This is a genomic window from Leptolyngbya sp. FACHB-60, from assembly GCF_014695775.1.
Taxonomy (GTDB): Bacteria; Cyanobacteriota; Cyanobacteriia; order Phormidesmidales; family Phormidesmidaceae; genus Nodosilinea.
In genome coordinates this window covers 12,325-26,678 of sequence record NZ_JACJOX010000019.1, presented here as the reverse complement: position 1 = coordinate 26,678, position 14,354 = coordinate 12,325, and the positions used below count along the sequence as shown (strand labels likewise).

Genomic DNA, 14,354 nt, shown 5'->3' with positions numbered 1-14,354 from the left:
TAACCCCGGTGAACCTAGCGAATTGAGCTAGCGGTGCGATCGCCCTCGCTACAGTTATCTAATAATCAACCCCTTAAGATAGGAAAGCATTCTTAAGGACAGCTGCTATGACTCAGCCCTTACCCAAGGTAATCATCCACGGAGGAGCCGGTAGCTCAGTGGGCCACAAGGAAAGACTGCTGACCCTGCAGGAAGATTTACACAGTATTGTTAACGAGGTCTATGGCAAAGCTGAGTCGGGGGCTAGCGCCCGCGATTGCGTCGTGCTGGGCTGCCAGCTGATGGAAGACTCGTCCCACTTTAATGCTGGGTATGGGTCGGTGCTGCAATCTGACGGCCAGGTGCGCATGAGTGCGGGCCTGATGGATGGTGAGGCTCAACGGTTTAGCGGCGTTATCAATGTGTCGCGGGTGCGGCATCCAATTGATCTAGCCGCTTACCTACAACCTGCTGCCGATCGCATCGTCTCCGACTATGGCGCGGCTGAGCTAGCCCGCGAGATGGGCCTGGTGCCCTTTGACCCGGTGACCGATCTACGCCTGAAAGAATGGATGAGGGAGCGGGCCACCAACTTTCAAAGCGCCATGGCTGGGGTGGTGGCCGAGACTGTGGATGTACCTGCCGATTCCGAAAGTCGGCGGGGTACGATTGGTGTGATTGTGCTGGATGGGTCAGGACGCTTGGCCGTGGGCACCTCTACCGGCGGCAAAGGGCTAGAGCGGCTGGGGCGGGTGAGTGACTCAGCTACCCCAGCTGGTACCTATGCCAACGCGTTTGCGGCGGTGAGCTGTACGGGCATTGGCGAAGACATTCTTGACGAATGCCTGGCAGCCCGCATTGTCGTGCGGGTGACCGATGGCATGGAGATTGCGACGGCGTTTGAAAAAACCTTTGCGGAAGCGACGAACCACGGGCGGGATTTTGGGGCGATCGCCCTGAGCCAATGGGGAGACATTGCCTGGGGCAAAACCAGCGAGGTGCTGATCGCGGCCTACCACACAGGCGAGGCCCTGGGTGACACCCTGGAGTTAAGCCCAGGTACCTCAACCGGAGTGGTGTAACATTTTGGACTTAACGCTTTAACTGAGCTGCACGTTAGCACCTGCGACAATTCGCCTACGCCAGCCGGTCGTGCTAACCATTCAACAGGTTTTAGACTGCTGGGGCAGCGATTGTGGTTAGGTGAATAGTTTAAGCGATCGCAGCGGGTCGATTCTTGCCGGTGAATGCAACCGGTTCTGGCAAGTCCTCGGCCATATAGGCAACCGCCATATCTGACGAGTTGTAAGCCCAACCCATTCTGCCCTGGCGATCGAGCAAAATGCAGCCCGCTTCTCCTTCTACCCGAGCCACTAGCGTGTCGATTGCCCGCTGCGCGGCCTGATCGGGATGGCTTCCCCCCGCTAACCCATCAATTGCGGTCTTGGCCAGCACCACTGGAATAATGGACTCGCCATCGCCTGTAGTTGAGCAAGCCCCCAGGCGGTTATCGGCGTACAACCCACAGCCCACCAGGGCAGTATCCCCTACTCGACCCTGAGGTTGACCTGTTGTGCCACCGGTAGAGGTGCCCGCTACTAGGTTACCGTTGACATCCAAAGCGACACAGCCCACAGTATTGGGGCGATCTAAAACCTCAACTTCCGCTTTCCACTCCTGGTACTGCTCCTGACTAACCAAATCTTCTTTGGCGCACATTTCTAATCCGTGTTCTAGGGCAAAGCGCTCCCCACTCTTAGCCACCAAAAACCGGGGTTTATCTTCCATAATTTTACGGGCCGCACTAATGGGATGCCGCACTCCCTGCACCGCCGCCACTGCTCCCCAGGCTAGGGTTGCCCCTGCCATCATGGCGGCATCGGCTTCAACTTCTCCGGCGCTATTCATGGTTGAGCCAAAGCCTGCATTAAACGTTTGGTCAGATTCGAGGACGCAAATAGCGGCTTCAACAGCGGCAGCAGCGCTACCACCTCGGTGCAGCACATTCCAACCCGCCTCTACCGCAGCTAAACAACCCGCCTGATTTGCGGCCACTTTGTCGGCTGAAATGTCTTTTGCTCCACCATGAACAATAATGACTGGCTTCATAGGTTGTATTTTCCTTGATTAGAAAAACGATTATCTGTACAGCGTAGTCAGCGAGGCTTGGCCGCATCTCCATCGCAAGAGCAACCCTGAGGCCCGTTGAAGGATGAGGTTTGACGCAGCGAGAGCGAGTGTTGATTGCCCCAAGGGTAGTGTTTTAGACCCGATGCCGCCTTGAGGTAGCATCGGGCGAAAGGTTGGGGCGATCGCCCGCAGCGATCGGGGGAGGGCGAATCAGCAAGGTGCGGCCTACCATAGGAGCGATGGCGTGGGGGATACCCTGGAGCTAAACTCAGATACCTTCACCGGAGTGGTGTAACCGCTATGGCTGACCCCAATTCTTCCAAACGCAATCCCTCAGCTTCCGAAAAAAACGTCCTGAAAATCGACGTGCCAACGCTGATGGTAATTTTGACCGCGCTGATTTTGCTGCCCCTGCTGGTGACGGGGTTTATTTCTCAGTAGGGGAGTTGTGTATTTCAAGTAAAGATTTTAACCATTATGTTTAATCATCCAGCTGAAAACGTTGTCCTTGGATTTGCGACTAATCTTCACCCAGAAAGGCTGGAGTTGTTTGCAAAAACTCTACGCTGCGTCTATTCTCCTCAGACGTGTGATTTAGTTATTTACACCAACAAGGTTGACCATCAGCTCTGTGAGATTGGAAAACAATACTCAGTAACATTTCTGCATACTGCAAATAATTATTCCCCCAGCGTCAGCAAGTTCTCAAAGCTTTTAAATAGAAGCATACTCTACCCAGCTAGGGGGTTGGCCTTGGCGACTCAAAATACGCCGTCGTTAAGGATTATATTTTACGAAATGTACCTTCAGCTCTTGAAGCTGTGGCACCATCCCCACTTTGTTCGCTGGTTTAGCTACAAAGACTTTCTAGAAGCGAATCCTCACTATCAAAAGATACTGATGTCCGACGTCAAAGATGTGGCGTTTCAGGCACCCTTCTTTGAAGAGATTAGTGCCTCGGATCTATATTTTTTTAAGCAGGATATTCAATACGGCGATGACAACAACTGGGATACCAGGTGGTATCACGAAAGTTACGGTTCAAAGAATTTGAAGGCCGTGGAGGGCAAACCTGCTCTCTGCATAGGCACAATCATGGGTAATTCAAAAGGTGTAAATGCTTTCCTTAACGTTCTATGCGGAGAGATTCTGAAAACTCCTTTTATAGGAATTGAGCAGTCAGTCTTCAATCATCTCTTTTATAATAATGCGTTTAACCATATTTCCCTTGAGATTTATGAAAACGCCAGCGGGCCTGTTCTCACACAGACTCAAAAATCCTGGGATCGCTTTAGAGTACGTCCCGATGGAGTATTTACTACCGATGGCAAATTGATGCCGGTTGTACATATGTATGACCGGCATCAAGACGCGTTCGATTATTTTTCTCAGCTTTTAGGGTATGAAATGAAGGAGGAAGGCTTAGTAAAACAGTAAAGCTAATTTTTTGGTATGTAGCCGTCACCAGTTCAGTCGAAACAATGAATTGGGCATCGGGCTCTCGCCAATTCCTTTACCTTCAAGGGGTTAGCTCAGATTGGGCGAAATTGCTACAGGCTGGACAGCACTTCAGTGGGAGCTTTCAAATACTCCAAATCTGGGCCGAAGGGAATGATGCCACCGGGGTTAAGGGGAAACAGATTGCCGTAGTAGTCGCGCTTGACTGCCTCAATGTCGCAGGTCTCCGCTACCCCAGGCAGTTGATACAGACGCCGCAGGTAGGGGCCGAGATGGGCGTAGTCTTGAACGCGGCGGCGGTTGCACTTAAACAGGCTGTAGTAGACCACATCAAAGCGAAAGAGCGTGGTAAACAGCCGTACATCGGCTAGCGTTACCGCATCGCCGCAGAGGTAGGAGCGATTCCCCAAAGCCTGGTCGATCGCATCTAGCGCATCAAATAGCTCGGTGACGGCGCGATCGTAGGCAGCCTGGGTCTGGGCAAAGCCGCAGCGATAGACGCCATTGTTAATGGCCTGGTAGGTGCGATCGTTCCATTGGTCAATGTCTGCCTTTAGTGGGCTTGAATAGAGATCGACCTCTGGCTGAGTCGCCCACTCATTAAAGGCCTCATTCAAAATCACAATGATCTCGGCACTTTCGTTGTTCACAATGCTGGCCGTCTGCGTATCCCACAGCACCGGCACTGTGGCGCGCCCTTTGTAACCTGGCTGGGCCTGACGGTAGAGTTCCGGCAGAGTGCGACAGCTGCGAAAGGGGGCTTCAAACACCCAGCAGCCTTCGTCAGGGGAGGGGATGACGGGGAGAACTGAAATGGCCTCCTCCAATCCCTTCAAAGCCTGCGTCACCAAAGTTCGGTGCGCCCACGGACAGCCCATCCCCACAATCAATTGATAGCGCCCTGCGGCGGGTGGATAGGGGCCATTCGGTTGAATCCATTGCCGAAACTCACTCTCGGGCCGCTGGTAGTCACCGCTCTTGCTGCTGGGGGCCATCTGCCCCATCATAGTTTGCCACAGCGTCGTCCAAATCTGCTTAGCGGTGCGAATCAGCAAACCCGGCGGGAGACCAGCCATAACACTCTTAGCTAGGGGATGCCTTCACTATACCGAGGCAGCGGTGGTTAAAAGGGTAAGCATTACCTACCCTATGGGAAAGCATTGCTTGGTCTACCGGAGTTGCCTAAAGGCCACTTTGCAGCACAGGGGTTTAAACCGATATTAAATAACTCCTTTCCGTGAGGTGAAGGACGACGGAACGTCCTTCTTGATGGGGGTCTGGGGCCAGCGAAATGGCCCCGGCGGCAAATCTGGCCTCTACCCATAACTGTGCGCCGCAACAACCCAAGCCTCCACAAAGCGACAATGCTGATACAGCATCTAGCCTGAGCAAAGCCATAGACATTGCATCGGGCGAATAACCATTCACCCCTACAGGCAAAAAATGCCGCCGATCCTAGTGGAATCGACGGCAAAAGCGTGAGTGAGGTCTTTAGCCTTAGGAAACGCCTTAGACCCGAGCCGGAGCCTTCTTCCACTCGGTATGGAACGTGCCCTCCTTATCGACCCGCAGGTAAGTATGCGCCCCAAAGTAGTCGCGCTGCGCCTGAGTCAGATTCTGCGGCAGGCGATCGCGCCGGTAGCTGTCAAAATAATCCAGCGACGCACTAAACGCCGGCACCGGAATGCCAAACGTTGCCGCCATCGCGATCACCTCTCGCCAGGCCGTCTGGCGATCGAGAATCGTCTGCTTAAACTCGGGAGCCAGCAGTAGGTTGGGCAGGCTGGGGTTTTCATCGTAGGCGTGCTTGATCTTATTTAAGAAACGCGCGCGAATAATGCAGCCACCCTTCCAAATGCGGGCTGTTTCACCCAAGTTGACATCGTACTCATAAGCCTTAGACGCGGTGCCGATTAGCGCCATGCCCTGGGCATAGGAGCAGATCTTCGAGCAGTACAGTGCGTCGCGGATTTTGTTGATCACGGTTTTAGTATCGCCGTCAAACTTAGCCGAGGGGCCGCTCAGCTCCTTAGAGGCCGCCACCCGCTCCTCTTTAATCGATGACATAATCCGCGCGTTGACCGCCGCAGTAATGGTAGGAATGCCTACTCCCAATTCCAGGGCACTCATCACCGTCCAGCGACCAGTACCCTTCTGACCCGCCGCATCCGTAATCAGCTCTACCAGGGGCTTGTTGGTTTCGCTGTCGATGTTAGTGAAAATGTCGGCTGTGATTTCAATCAGGAAGGAATCTAGCTCATCGGTAAGATTCCATTCGGCAAACACGTCAAAGAGCTGGTTGTGGTCGAGACCCAGCACATTTTTCATCAGGTCGTAGGCTTCGGCAATCAGCTGCATATCGCCGTACTCAATGCCGTTGTGCACCATTTTGACGTAGTGACCCGCGCCGCGAGGGCCAATGTAGGTGACACAGGGGCCGTCATCCACCTGAGCCGCAATTTTTTTGACGATGGGCTCGATCGAGTCGTAGGCCGCGCGGGTGCCGCCAGGCATCAAGCTGGGGCCAAGCAGCGCTCCCTCTTCACCGCCGCTGACCCCCATGCCGATAAACCGCAGCCCCGTAGATTCCAGATCCTTTGTGCGGCGCTCGGTGTCTTCGTAGAGCGAGTTGCCGCCGTCCATAATCATGTCGCCGTCATCCAGCAGGGGGCGCAGCTGATCAATCACAGCATCTACCGGAGCCCCGGCCTTGACCATGACCAAAATGCGTCGGGGCCGCTCTAGAGACTGCACAAACTCTTCCAGGCTGTAGGTGGCCTTGACATTTTTGCCCTGGGCACGCTTTTCCATAAAACGTTCGGTCACGGCGGCAGTGCGGTTGTACACGGCCACCGGGAAGCCCTTACTCTCGACGTTAAGCGCTAGGTTCTCGCCCATAACGGCGAGCCCAATTACACCAAAACTCTGTGCCATATCAATATTCTCGGTAACGGTTCGGTCGGAGGTCTAAAACGGGTTTCTACGGAAAACTATAGGGTGGGCGGGTAGTGGGACGTTAACGGAATGCCGCTGCCCTCAAAACTGTCAACAGCCTAAACAACTTTTTCGGGATGGCCATGCTCCCAAAGGTTTTCTTTAGGTGTAAGGCCCAAAAGCCAGGAATTCCTGACCTCATAGCAGCTGGTATCCACCCCAGGTGCAGAATTCGGCTTTTCAGCCCCTGCTTACGGTTGGTCTGTAGGTGAAGAGTATAGGAGAGCCGTAATCGATGTCAGCCCTAACCATTCAGGGCGTTCTTCCCTATCTCTCCCACCGCCTTCCGTAATTTTTCTGAGATTCTGTAGCCCTTGCAGCTGTGGAATTGTGCAAGTGCCGCAACAATGACGTTACGTTGTGGCGTTCTTTCTATCTGACATGAAACTCCTGTCTCGTTCTGCCCTGGTGGCTTCTGTGGTAGCGACCGGTCTTCTGGCTACTGCTGGCCCTGGAATTGCATACTCTGGCTGTGCCCTGTCTAACTTGGGTGATTCTGGAATTTCGACGTTGGGCGATGGACCTGGTGGCTTTTGGGCGGCCTCGCCTAACAGTAACGCTCTGGGCGTAGCTCTGGGTGGCTTAGGGGCGATCGCCGCTCTGCTATCCGGTGGCACTCTGCTAATGCGCCAGCGCTGGCAAGCCCAAGCGGCAGCCCTGGAGGCTGAAGTTGACCTGAGCCTAACCACCGAGACTGAGACAGTTTTGGTATCTGAGCCAGCTGAGATTGAGAGTGAGGTGGCTTTGGCCTACCGCCGCTAGATCGGCTTGACTGTGGTTACAAATCTCCTTGAGTAGTTAAATTGTGGACTGGCCGTTGGCCGGTCCCTTTTTTTGCTCTTAGGACGGCTGCACCTGGGCCTGGAGCCAGGTTAGGTAATCGGGCAAACCAGCCACAATCGGTAGAGCGATGATCTCGGGCACCTCATAGCTGTGGTGTTGGGTAATGGCTTGGGTGAGCGCATCAAACTGGCTGAGGTCGGCTTTAATGATCAGCTGCCACTCGGGCTCGGCGTGGATTCTGCCCTGCCAACGGTAAACAGAACGCACCGGCAACACGCTGACGCAGGCCGCTAGACGGGCCTCTACCAAATGGCGGGCCAGGCTCTCGGCCTCAGCCTCAGAACCAGCAGTGACTAGAACGACTCCTAACGATGGGGGCGACATTACTGCTGGGGAATGCGATCGACAAACTGCGACTGGTTCAGGGTTTCCCGCGCCGGACGATGGGTCCAACGGGTTTCCCCCTGCACCGTTTCGTAGAGGTAGGCACGAGCTTCTGCCGGCAGCACCGACTCGGTGAACTCAGTGCCCACCACCACCGCTGCCTTGAGAGACGCTTCCCCCAAGTGGGCACGGGTGAGGTCAGCCCGCGAAAGGTCTACACCGTCAAGCATGCCGTTCCACAATATGGCCCCAGTGAGGTCAGAACCGCTGAGGTTGGCCCCCACTAGGCTCACCCCGCGCATGGTGGTGTGAGTGAGATTGGCCGAGCTGAGGTTGGCGTGATCGAGATTGGCCCCGTTGAGTTTGGCCTCTTTGAGGTTCGCCCCGGCCAAATTCATGCCGTGCAGGTCTACGCCGTTGAGCCAGGCTCCTTCCAGGTTGACGGCATCCATGCAGGTGCGCTCTAGGTCGGCCCCACTGAGTCGGGCTCCGGTGAGATGCGCCCAAGATAGGTTGGCCCCGCTCAGATTCGCGCCGCGCAAATTGGCTCCGGTCAGGTTGGCGCCACAGAGATTGGCCTCCCGCAAATCGGCATTGCGCAGGTTGGCATGGCACAGGTCGCAGCCGCTAAGTTTGGCCTTGCGCAGGTCGGCCCGCACTAAAAAGGATCCACGCAGATTTGCTTTGGTGAGATCGGCCTGGTTCAGGTGAATTTCGCTCATTTTGGCAAAGCTCAGGTTCGCCCAGTTGAGGGTGGCGTAGTCGAGGTTGGCCTGGGTGAGAAAAGAGCGGCTGAGGTTGGCACCTTTGAGATTGGCGCGGCTGAGGTCAACGTCTACCAAAATGTGGTGGCTAAAGTCACCACCGGCCAGGCTAACGCCGGTGAAGTCACGATAGCCAGCTTCGTAAAGCTCGAGAAAATACTTAATGTGCATAATGCTTCTATGGTGAGCCGGGGAAGCGCCAGACTCACGGGGGGCGACTAAGGGCACGGCAGGTTCCCAAAATTGGGGCATACAGGCTGTGAAGAGGGTATGAAAAGCAACCTTAAAAATGAGGTTTATGAGTAAGGTTAACGCTTCTTTAACTACGACTCAGGAACATAAATTTACAGTTCAAAATGTGTTTAATTATTTTTTAACAAACACCGCCCATAGGGTCTGTGCGGCTTGAGTACAGCTTATTTGCTTTCTTCTAGGCTGACAGACTTCGTTGCTTTTGTTTGATAATTTGGTGAGAAACTTAGCACTTGACAAGGCATGAATCGATTTATTTTTTGGGGCCTTTGGCTCGGGTTTATTTTGTATGCGTTTATACTTGCTCCTCCCAATCACCCTGACACCGCTGATCTGATCTTAAAACTTTCCACAGGCGCGTGGGAGGGCATTAACCCTACCGTTGTTGCCCTATTTAACGCCATGGGAATTTGGCCGATGGCCTATGCTGCGGTGGCTTTAACAGACGGCCACGGACAAAAGCAGCGGGCCTGGCCCTTTGTGCTGGTGTCGTTTGCGGTAGGAGCCTTTGCGCTGTTGCCCTACCTGGCCCTGCGCCAGCCCAACCCAAATTTTAGCGGCCCCAAAAGTGTGCTGCTGCGACTGGTCGAGTCTCGCTGGCTGGGGGCGGCCCTAGCAGCGGGGGCGATCGCCCTGGCAGCCTTTGCATTACTTAAAGGAGACTGGCTCGATTTTTGGCAGCAGTGGCAGACCAGCCGCTTTATTCACGTTATGTCGCTGGACTTTGTTGCCCTGTGGCTGTTGTTCCCGGTGCTGCTGCGCGACGATATGGCCCGCCGGGGCATGAGTCAGCCCTGGGTGGTCGCGGTGGTACTGGCCCTGCCTCTGATAGGCGCGTGTTTGTATCTAGCGCTGAGGCCGTCTATTGAGGAGAGTCCGGCAGTAGAGGGCGTAGGGGCGTGAGGGAGTAGGGGGTAGATGGGTAAAGAGGAGATGGGGGAGATTAGGAAGACAAGAAACGGTTACTTCCCCACCTCCCCTACCTCCCTCATCTCCCTCATCTTCCCCGTTCCCCTACGCCGTCATACTCTGCAACCGGCTCAGGGTGCGCTGCACTGAGGACAACCCCTGGCGATCGCCCTGGGCTTCGAGGTAGGCGCTGGCTCGCTCCAGATCGGCGATCGCCCTAGCCTGGTCGCCCTGGCTCTGGTAGGCGGCGCTGCGGTAGCAGTAGGGCAGCGCAATGGGGTCGCCGCAGGCAATGGCGTCGCTGTAGTCACGCACTGCGCCTTTGAGGTCGCCCAGCTTTTGCAGGGCGCTGCCCCGATACACGTAGGCTATGGGCAGGTGGGGCTTGAGGGCAATGGCCTGGGTAAAGTCGGCGATCGCCGCCGCGTAGCGGCGCTGCTCTAGGCGCAGCCAGCCCCGGTTGCAGAGGGGGGCAAACAGTTTGCCGTTTTGCAGAATCGCCTCGCTTAGATCGGCCTCGGCGGCCACGGCCTGGTTGAGTTCGAGCTGGGCCACCCCGCGGTTGTTGAGAGCAATGGCGTGGTCGGGCTGGAGGTTGATCACCTGGCTGTAGTCGCTAATCGCGCCGGGCTGGTCGCGCAGGTCATGGCGGGTGGTGCCCCGGTTAAAGAAAGCTACCGTGTTCCCTGGGGGAATAGTCGGGTTGTGGAAGCGCTGCATGAGGGCATGGACGACCGCAGGTTCGGCGGTGCGCAGCTTGGCATCTAGGTCAGGGATGGCAGCGCTCTGGGTGGGCAGTGCCTTAAGGCTGACGATGGCGTAGGTGTTCCCTAGGGTGTTGTCAGCGGGGGTGCTGCTGCCGCTGTCGCAGACCAGATAGCTCTCAGCCGTGCCCATGATTCTGAATTTGAAGCGATCGGGGTAGTTTTCTCGCAGGGGCAAAAGCTGATTGAGGGAGGCCTTGAGCAACTGGAGCTGGCTCGACTCGGTGCCCCAGCGCTGGCTAATGCGCCAGGCCAGGCGGCCGTCGTGCTGGTCGCCCCGGTGGCACCAGCCAATTTCGAGCTGGCCGCCCCGATCGAGCAGCTGGCGAAACTGCTCTAGCAGGCTGTCGTCGATGGTGACGTAGCTAGCCCAGGGCCACACCAGCAGCACCCGCCGCGTGGCCGTTCTTAGGGCCGTCTCTAGGGCATGGCGGCTGGCCATCGCCTGGGGTTCGGTGGCGTTGACCACGGGGAGGTCAATGATCCACTCGGGCTGGGGCAAGGGCAGCGGCTTGGCCGTGGCCACGGGTTCTTGGCGCGAGGTTTTGATCTCGGTTTCGGTCTGCTGCACCCGTCGGGCTAGCTGCATCAGGGCTTTACGGTTGGCGGCGTCGTCGGGGGCGGTGACCAGCTGGCTAGTGAACTGCTGCTGGCGTTCGGAGAGCGATCGCGTCACCCCCTCCAGCTGAGCTACCTGGGCCTTCACCTGCCCCAGGTACTGTGACACTACCTGCTGTACCTGTTCCTGAGTCTGGCCAGCGGTTTCTTGGCGGTTGACCTGCTGCTGCAAATGCTGCACCTCAGCGGTCAGGCGCTCTAGCTCGGCGGTGCTGGGCGGTGCCGTCGGAAGCCCATTCACCGTGCCCACCGGAATTTTGGTCAGGGCTTGCTCTAAGCGGGTTTGCTGGCGAGTCAGGTCTTTGACATGGTCTACTAGTCGGCTAAATTCTGACTGGGGCACCAAGGCAGCCATGGCCTTGACGACCTCTCCCAGTTCAGATCGGTACTGGCCAGGGGCACTGCTCTGGGGAAACTCCTGCCAGCGGCGATCGATTTGCCCCAGGGCGTCTTGCAGATTGGTGACCAGAATGCGTGTTTCTGAACGCAGGTTTTCTAAGCTCACTCGCGTCTGCATCAGGTCGGTTTTGACCTGGGAAAGTTTGTTTTCGGCAGCCTCTACCCGAGGCGTGGTGGCTAGCCGCTGTATATAGGTGTTGAGGTTTTCGAAGCTCACTTGGGCCGCAGCCGACTGCTCCTGGAGGTGGGCAATCTGCTGGTGAATGTCAGTCAGGTCGGGGGTGGGCAGCGCCTCAATGCGCTGGTCAACGTGGGCTTTAAGGCCGTTGATCTGCTTAGCAAGGCGGATGAAAGAATGGTTGTTGCGCTCCATCACCGCCCGCTGAAAATTGGTCAGCGCCTCGGGCGAAGGCATGGCCGTCACCTGTTTGCTCAGGTTGGTGAGGCGGTGCCCGGTTTGGCGGTGCTGGCGGGCGAGCTTTTCTTGGGCTTCTTCGAGCTGCTGCTCAACGCGGTTGCGGTTGAGTATCCCAACCGCCGCCAGCACCGTGAGCGGTGCCGAGGCCAGCGCAATGTTTTGGGCGGCAATCGATGCCACGGCACCGACGCCAGACCCTACAACCAGGGCGCGTTCGGCCCTTGTCAACCAATGATTATCGGCCACGTTGTTTCCCCTGATGACTAAAACCGCTGAGGCGTGGCGATGCCTGAGGGGGCGTCAAGGGGGCTGCATCGCTACTGGTTTACTCTTCGAGAAGCGATCGCGACGTCAGGATGTTTTTGGTGAGAAGCTAGGGGAGTAAAGTAGTAAACCAGACAAGCATTATTGAAAATTATCAATCAGAAACAAAAAACAAATAGTATTCAATCAATTTACCCCTTTCTTTTTGGGTCAGGCATTGGCTAAACTCTATTGAAAATAGGCCCAGGTCTATTCAGCTAGCGATCCAATTGACCTTTGTCAATCTTGTCCTGGGTGACCAATATCGGGGATTAAAACCGCCGCCAACCCCTGCCAGGTAATGCTTTCGCTGTCCTTTTGCCCGAGGATGCCTCGTCTATGACTCCAATTATTGCCCAAACCAGCTGGCTAATTCCCCTATACCCCTTGCTCGGGGCGCTGCTGACTATTCCCTGGTCACCGGCCTTTATTCGTCGCACTGGGCCGCGCCCGGCGGGGTACATCAATATCGTAATGACGGTGACGGCCCTGGTTCACAGCCTGCTGGCATTTTTGGCCCTCTGGGGGAAGTCGTCGCCTCAATTTTTCTTTGCCCCCTGGCTAGATGTGGCGGGGCTAAGTCTGGCTATTCCTCTAGAGGCGTCGCTGATTACCCTTGGGGCCTGTGTGCTGATTGCCGGGCTAAACCTGATGGCCCAGATCTACGCGGTGGGCTACCTGGAGATGGATTGGGGCTGGGGTCGTTTTTTTGCCATGATGGCCCTGTTTGAGGCCGGCCTCTGTGCTCTGGTGCTGTGTAACTCCCTGCTGTTTGCCTACATGCTGCTGGAGATTTTGACCCTGGGTACCTACCTGCTAGTGGGCTTTTGGTACAACCAATCCCTAGTGGTGACCGGGGCACGAGACGCGTTTTTGACGAAGCGGGTGGGCGATCTGGTGCTGCTGATGGCAGTGCTAGCCATCTACCCCCTCGCCCACACCTGGGACTTTCGGGAGCTAGCGGCCTGGGCTCAAACCGCAAATGTGGATCCTGGTTTGATCACGCTGATTGGCATTGGCCTGATTGCTGGCCCGATGAGCAAATGCGCCCAGTTCCCTTTGCACCTGTGGCTGGATGAGGCAATGGAAGGGCCGCTGCCCAGCACCATTTTGCGCAACTCGGTGGTCGTCACGACCGGCATCTGGGTGCTGGTGGAGATGGAGCCCGTGATTGCCCTGTCACCGACGGCCTCGGCCTTTGCCATTGCGGTGGGAGCGGTGACGGCGATCGGCGCAACGCTGATCTCTGCGGCCCAAATCGACATCAAGCGGGTGCTCTCGTACCTAAGCAGCGCCTACATGGGGCTGATGTTTATCGCCCTCGGCGCTCACCAACCCGGTGCTGCCTTGCTGTTGGCCCTGATCTACGCCCTGGGCATGGCGGCTCTGGTCATGGGCGCAGGCTCCATCATTATCAATATCACCACCCAAGACCTAACCCAAATGGGCGGGCTGTGGGGCCGTCGCCCCGTGACCGCGATCGCCATGATTACGGGTGCCGTTAGCCTGGTGGCCCTGCCTCCCCTGGGTGGGTTTTGGGCCATGCTCTCGCTGGTGTCTGGCCTCTGGCATAGCGATCGTGGTCTGCTGGTCGCGATCGTGCTGCTAGTGAACTGGCTGATGGCCTTTAGCTTAGCCCGGCTGCTGGGTCTGATCTTTGCGGGCAAGACCCAGCAGATGACGATACGATCGCCCGAGCCGATCTGGTTCATTGTGCTGCCGCTGGCGATCGTCGCTGGTTTCGCCCTGCACCTGCCGTTGGTCATGGCCCAGTTCAACCTGCTGCCCGCCTGGGCTGAGGTGAGCCAAGACATGGCTCTGCTGCTCACCTGGTCGAGCATTCTCGGTGCGGCGGTCGGTACCCTGCTCTACGTCAACCGCATGGTTGAAGACCCGAGCAAGCTGATTCAAAAGCCCCTGCAAAACCTGCTGGCCTACGACTTCTACACCCCCAAGCTCTACCGCAACACCTTTGTATTGGGGGTAGATGTGCTGTCGCGCATGACCGACTGGCTCGATCGCTACGTGGTCGATGGCCTGGTTAATGCCGTCGGCTTGGCCTCGCTCTTCAGTGGCGAAACCCTCAAATATGGCAACACCGGGCAGTTTCAGTTCTACGTGCTCACCATTGCCCTGGGCGTTGCTGGGCTCGGGATTTTGATGAACTGGCAGGCGCTAGCGGCGCTGTTCTAGATCACG

12 protein-coding genes are annotated in these 14,354 nt (G+C 56.5%); 6 read left to right on the top strand and 6 right to left on the bottom strand.

The window, feature by feature from the left end:
- The first annotated feature begins 107 nt into the window (after positions 1–107).
- Positions 108–1,061, top strand: a complete 954-nt coding sequence (locus H6F57_RS06875) for an isoaspartyl peptidase/L-asparaginase (protein WP_190627020.1) — start codon at positions 108–110, stop codon at positions 1,059–1,061.
- Between the two features lie 130 nt (positions 1,062–1,191).
- Here the strand turns inward: H6F57_RS06875 and H6F57_RS06870 are convergent, their stop codons facing one another.
- Positions 1,192–2,088, bottom strand: coding sequence for an isoaspartyl peptidase/L-asparaginase family protein (locus tag H6F57_RS06870; RefSeq protein ID WP_190627019.1), 897 nt, complete (start codon positions 2,086–2,088; stop codon positions 1,192–1,194).
- Positions 2,089–2,409: 321 nt separating this feature from the next.
- On the opposite strand from H6F57_RS06870, the gene H6F57_RS06865 reads away from it, so the two are divergent.
- Both H6F57_RS06865 and H6F57_RS06860 read left to right on the top strand, forming a co-directional pair.
- A complete protein-coding gene (locus tag H6F57_RS06865) occupies positions 2,410–2,550 on the top strand; it encodes a hypothetical protein (RefSeq protein WP_190627016.1) in 141 nt (46 codons plus the stop codon).
- 36 nt (positions 2,551–2,586) lie between these two features.
- A complete protein-coding gene (locus H6F57_RS06860) occupies positions 2,587–3,546 on the top strand; it encodes a hypothetical protein (RefSeq protein ID WP_190627014.1) in 960 nt (319 codons plus the stop codon).
- Positions 3,547–3,659: 113 nt separating this feature from the next.
- Here the strand turns inward: H6F57_RS06860 and H6F57_RS06855 are convergent, their stop codons facing one another.
- The gene (locus tag H6F57_RS06855; protein ID WP_190627012.1) at positions 3,660–4,643 is read right to left on the bottom strand and encodes a glutathione S-transferase C-terminal domain-containing protein; all 984 of its coding nucleotides are present in this window, start codon (positions 4,641–4,643) and stop codon (positions 3,660–3,662) included.
- 433 nt (positions 4,644–5,076) lie between these two features.
- Positions 5,077–6,501 carry an NADP-dependent phosphogluconate dehydrogenase gene (gene gndA, locus H6F57_RS06850; RefSeq protein WP_190627009.1) on the bottom strand — a complete coding sequence of 475 codons (1,425 nt, stop codon included), beginning with the start codon at positions 6,499–6,501 and terminating at the stop codon, positions 5,077–5,079.
- Positions 6,502–6,942: 441 nt separating this feature from the next.
- Between gndA and H6F57_RS06845 the strand changes: the two genes are divergently transcribed.
- Positions 6,943–7,323, top strand: a complete 381-nt coding sequence (locus tag H6F57_RS06845; protein ID WP_190627007.1) for a hypothetical protein — start codon at positions 6,943–6,945, stop codon at positions 7,321–7,323.
- Between the two features lie 78 nt (positions 7,324–7,401).
- Here the strand turns inward: H6F57_RS06845 and cutA are convergent, their stop codons facing one another.
- Positions 7,402–7,728, bottom strand: coding sequence for a divalent-cation tolerance protein CutA (gene cutA, locus H6F57_RS06840; protein ID WP_190627005.1), 327 nt, complete (start codon positions 7,726–7,728; stop codon positions 7,402–7,404).
- Positions 7,728–8,744 (bottom strand): pentapeptide repeat-containing protein, encoded by a 1,017-nt coding sequence (locus H6F57_RS06835; RefSeq protein ID WP_242024876.1) that lies wholly within the window; start codon positions 8,742–8,744, stop codon positions 7,728–7,730. Before H6F57_RS06835 ends, cutA begins: the two co-directional genes overlap by 1 nt.
- Positions 8,745–8,987: 243 nt before the next feature.
- On the opposite strand from H6F57_RS06835, the gene H6F57_RS06830 reads away from it, so the two are divergent.
- Complete coding sequence (locus H6F57_RS06830; protein ID WP_190627003.1) at positions 8,988–9,647, top strand: DUF2834 domain-containing protein; 660 nt, start codon at positions 8,988–8,990, stop codon at positions 9,645–9,647.
- Between the two features lie 111 nt (positions 9,648–9,758).
- On the opposite strand, the gene H6F57_RS28280 is transcribed toward H6F57_RS06830, so the two are convergent.
- Positions 9,759–12,098, bottom strand: a complete 2,340-nt coding sequence (locus H6F57_RS28280; RefSeq protein ID WP_190627001.1) for a tetratricopeptide repeat protein — start codon at positions 12,096–12,098, stop codon at positions 9,759–9,761.
- Positions 12,099–12,494: 396 nt separating this feature from the next.
- Between H6F57_RS28280 and H6F57_RS06820 the strand changes: the two genes are divergently transcribed.
- The gene (locus tag H6F57_RS06820) at positions 12,495–14,348 is read left to right on the top strand and encodes an NAD(P)H-quinone oxidoreductase subunit F (protein WP_190626999.1); all 1,854 of its coding nucleotides are present in this window, start codon (positions 12,495–12,497) and stop codon (positions 14,346–14,348) included.
- Positions 14,349–14,354 lie beyond the last annotated feature (6 nt).